The 3,443-nt window shown below is 41.0% G+C and carries 4 protein-coding genes; all 4 read right to left on the bottom strand.

Annotation, left to right across the window (positions count from 1 at the left end):
* Positions 1-241: 241 nt before the first annotated feature.
* On the bottom strand, positions 242-1,204 hold the full coding sequence (locus tag NWQ57_RS09945) for a GDP-L-fucose synthase (RefSeq protein WP_306021998.1): 963 nt from the start codon (positions 1,202-1,204) through the stop codon (positions 242-244).
* Positions 1,205-1,252: 48 nt separating this feature from the next.
* Positions 1,253-2,125, bottom strand: coding sequence for a bifunctional 2-polyprenyl-6-hydroxyphenol methylase/3-demethylubiquinol 3-O-methyltransferase UbiG (locus tag NWQ57_RS09940; RefSeq protein WP_306021997.1), 873 nt, complete (start codon positions 2,123-2,125; stop codon positions 1,253-1,255).
* Positions 2,126-2,152: 27 nt separating this feature from the next.
* On the bottom strand, positions 2,153-2,857 hold the full coding sequence (locus NWQ57_RS09935) for a hypothetical protein (RefSeq protein WP_306021996.1): 705 nt from the start codon (positions 2,855-2,857) through the stop codon (positions 2,153-2,155).
* Between the two features lie 2 nt (positions 2,858-2,859).
* Positions 2,860-3,443, bottom strand: a 584-nt coding sequence (locus tag NWQ57_RS09930; RefSeq protein ID WP_306021995.1) for a GDP-mannose 4,6-dehydratase, incomplete at its 5' end; no start/stop codon positions are given.

Genomic DNA, 3,443 nt, shown 5'->3' with positions numbered 1-3,443 from the left:
TTTTATCTTTTGTAGGAGCTGCTTTAGCTGCGAAAAATATATCAATAGTCAATTACCAAGGTAAATTTAGACATTATGGCCTTTTTATTCGGCCCTAAAGGACCTCCTACAACAGCAAGGGCCTTTCCTCATGCCCATGCCCAGCTCACCGCAAGCTTTGTGATTCAACTCTCTGGCGCCTGCTTTATCTTTTGTAAGAGCTGTCGGTGACCGATAGAATTTAGCTGCGAAAAGTACTTGCCTAAGCCTGTCTAAAACTATTCTGGTTATCTAAAAACCACTGATAAGCATCTTGTAAACCTGCTTCTAAGGTATAGCTATACTGCCAACCCAATGCAGCCAAACGGTCAACATTCATTAATTTACGGGGTGCACCGTCGGGTTTACTAGCATCAAACACAATCTCACCTTCAAACCCAGTGACTTTAGCCACCGTTTCAACCAATTCACGAATTGTGCAATCAACACCAGTGCCTACATTTATGTGGCTCAGCATCACTTCAGTATTAGCATCATAAGTGGCTTTATCTAATTCCATCACATGAATAGAGGCGGCGGCCATATCGTTCACATGCAAAAACTCACGCATAGGTTTACCACTGCCCCACGCCACTACCTGCGCATCACCATTGAGTTTTGCTTCATGAAAGCGGCGCAATAAGGCCGGAATAACATGGGAGTTTTCAGGATGAAAATTATCATGGGGGCCATACAAATTAGTAGGCATCACACTGCGATAATCACGACCATATTGGCGATTATACGATTCGCATAACTTAATACCTGCAATTTTAGCCAAGGCATAGGGCTCGTTTGTGGGCTCTAAGGTACCGGTTAACAAAGCCGTCTCCGCCATAGGTTGCTCAGCCAATTTTGGATAAATACAGCTTGAGCCCAAAAACAGTAATTTTTGAATACCCACAACATGAGCAGAATGAATGATGTTGCATTCAATCATCAAGTTTTCATAAATAAAGTCTGCAGGGTAAGTATTGTTAGCAATAATGCCGCCTACTTTAGCCGCAGCTAAATACACTTCATCAATTTGTTCTGATTTAAAAAATTCAGCTACCGCTTGTTGACTGGTTAAATCTAATTCACTGCGTGTACGCAATACTAATTCACAATCACCACGAGCCTGCAATTGCCTAACAATAGCCGATCCCACCATGCCGCGATGACCCGCTACAAATATTTTTTTCATATACTTTTCCGAAACTTATAACAAGGTAAATTACAAAAGTGAATTAACTTACCGGATATCTGGAACAGACAGGCCTGCTTTACAAATTGGAACCTGACGATTTTTCACGCCGTAAGCAAACAAACGATTAATTTGCTTATCCCAATGCGTTTCGATGTTTTCGAAACCGGCCTCTTTCATCATTCTCTCTAAAGATGCACCTGAAAATTTAAAATAATTCCATCCGCCTCGGTTTAACTCTTCCCTCGTACCATTTGGGTGATAAAGATAATTACCTTCGAATTTACATATTGGTTCATCGCTATCAAACCCAGCAGTTTCAACCAGTATATCTCCGCCAACGGCTAAGCTATTAAACAATATTCGTAAAGCTAAAACCGGGTCTGAAAGATGATAAATAACGCCTGGAAAATAAACACGGTCGTATACTTGATAAAACTCATCCGAATTTAGCGAATATAATGATTGAGATATAACTTCCCCATTAACACCAAAACTTTCCATTAAATAGCTAGCAGTATCTGCGTATTTCTTAACTTCTTCAACTGCGGTGACATAACCAGATATTGTACTCAGTAATAGTGATGTACCACCTGTCCAGCATCCAATATCCAGTACTTTCTTGCCAGCAAAACTTTCGACTGTGACGGGAAATATCTCTAGAAATTTTTCCAGTAATAAAATGTGCCGATTCTTCATCAGCCCTGCAACTTTAAACGTACCAAAGTCATGCTCATGGCCCCAGTGAAACTTTATGCTGAGATCCCGTTGACGCTCTAACTCATCGTCTCTATAACCCTCAGACTTTGAATCAATTACACCAATTCTACCAAGTATTGAAGCCATAAATTCATCAGGAGAAATTGCAGGCTTTAAGTTGTTAACTTTGAATATATTAAATTTATCTGTTAGATATGACATTATCAATGGCTCGATATTCTGCTTAAACTAGTTCAGGTTGATAAGATTTATCTCTGCCCTGACGCGATGCATGCAATGGGTGACTTCACAGCCGACTATTTTTCTTAACAGACTAAAAATACTCTGGTCGTGTCGATGTTCAATATAGTTTTCATGGTTTTCGGTTAATGAAGGTGTGTCGTCAGAAAAATGATAATTTTGTTCGACTGCCACTTCACTCCAGGTTTTCACCAAGTCCACGCTATTATTATTTTTAACTAGGATGAAAAAACCTGACGTGAGCTGAGTAGTCCGCATGTACATAGATTTAGAATCCAGTCCTAGCCTCACTGCAAGGTCCATTTTTGTTCTGCAGTATTCAGTATGAGTATTGGAAAAACCTAAGCTTTTGTAGGAAGAGTCCTGTGCCATTTCGATGTATTCCTTTAACCGATAACGACCACGGGGATTCAGAACAAAACCAACGTCCAGATAAACCAAGACGTCATTTTCGTTCATTATTGCCAGCTTCTGCTGCACAACTTGAGACTTCCATATCCAATAACCAAATCCTCTTTTCCTTGAAAGCATAAACTGGGCATGCTTTTGAAAGTACTCAGGCTCCAGTGAGTGACGGTCAAATATGTCGATGGACCGAAACAACTCCATTTCAGTGGCTTCCTTAAGGAAACCACTTTTTCGGTTAGTGTATGCTCCGTCAGCAAAACTAACTAAATCTACCTTGACCGGCATTACTATTCTTTAGCAACCGCTACAGAATAACCATACTTCTTGAGCAGTGCAAGTTGCTTGGCTTTGTCTAAGTCATATTTCACCATTTCAGCACACATCTCTTCTACGGTGATTTCGGGTACCCAGCCGAGTTTTTCTTTGGCTTTTGTAGGGTCACCTAACAAGGTTTCAACCTCGGCAGGGCGGAAATAACGAGGGTCAACCTTAACCAACACATCGCCCACTTTTACGCCTGGTGCGTCACTACCCGTTATAGCACTTACAGTAGCCACTTCATCAATGCCTTCGCCGCTAAACTCAAGGGTAATACCGGCATAAGCGGCCGACATGCGCACAAATTCACGTACCGAAATTTGTTTGCCAGTGGCAATAACAAAATCTTCTGGTTTATCTTGTTGCAACATCATCCATTGCATACGCACGTAGTCTTTAGCATGGCCCCAATCACGTAAGGCATCCATATTACCTAAATACAAACATTCTTCTAAACCTTGGGCAATATTAGCTAAACCACGGGTGATTTTACGAGTAACAAAAGTTTCTCCACGACGTGGTGATTCGTGATTAAACAAAATGCCATTACATG

Origin of the sequence: Paraglaciecola sp. (genome assembly GCF_030730205.1) — a bacterium.
GTDB lineage: Bacteria > Pseudomonadota > Gammaproteobacteria > Enterobacterales > Alteromonadaceae > Paraglaciecola.
Note: the sequence above shows the minus strand (reverse complement) of the source record. Positions and strands in the feature narration are given on the sequence as shown.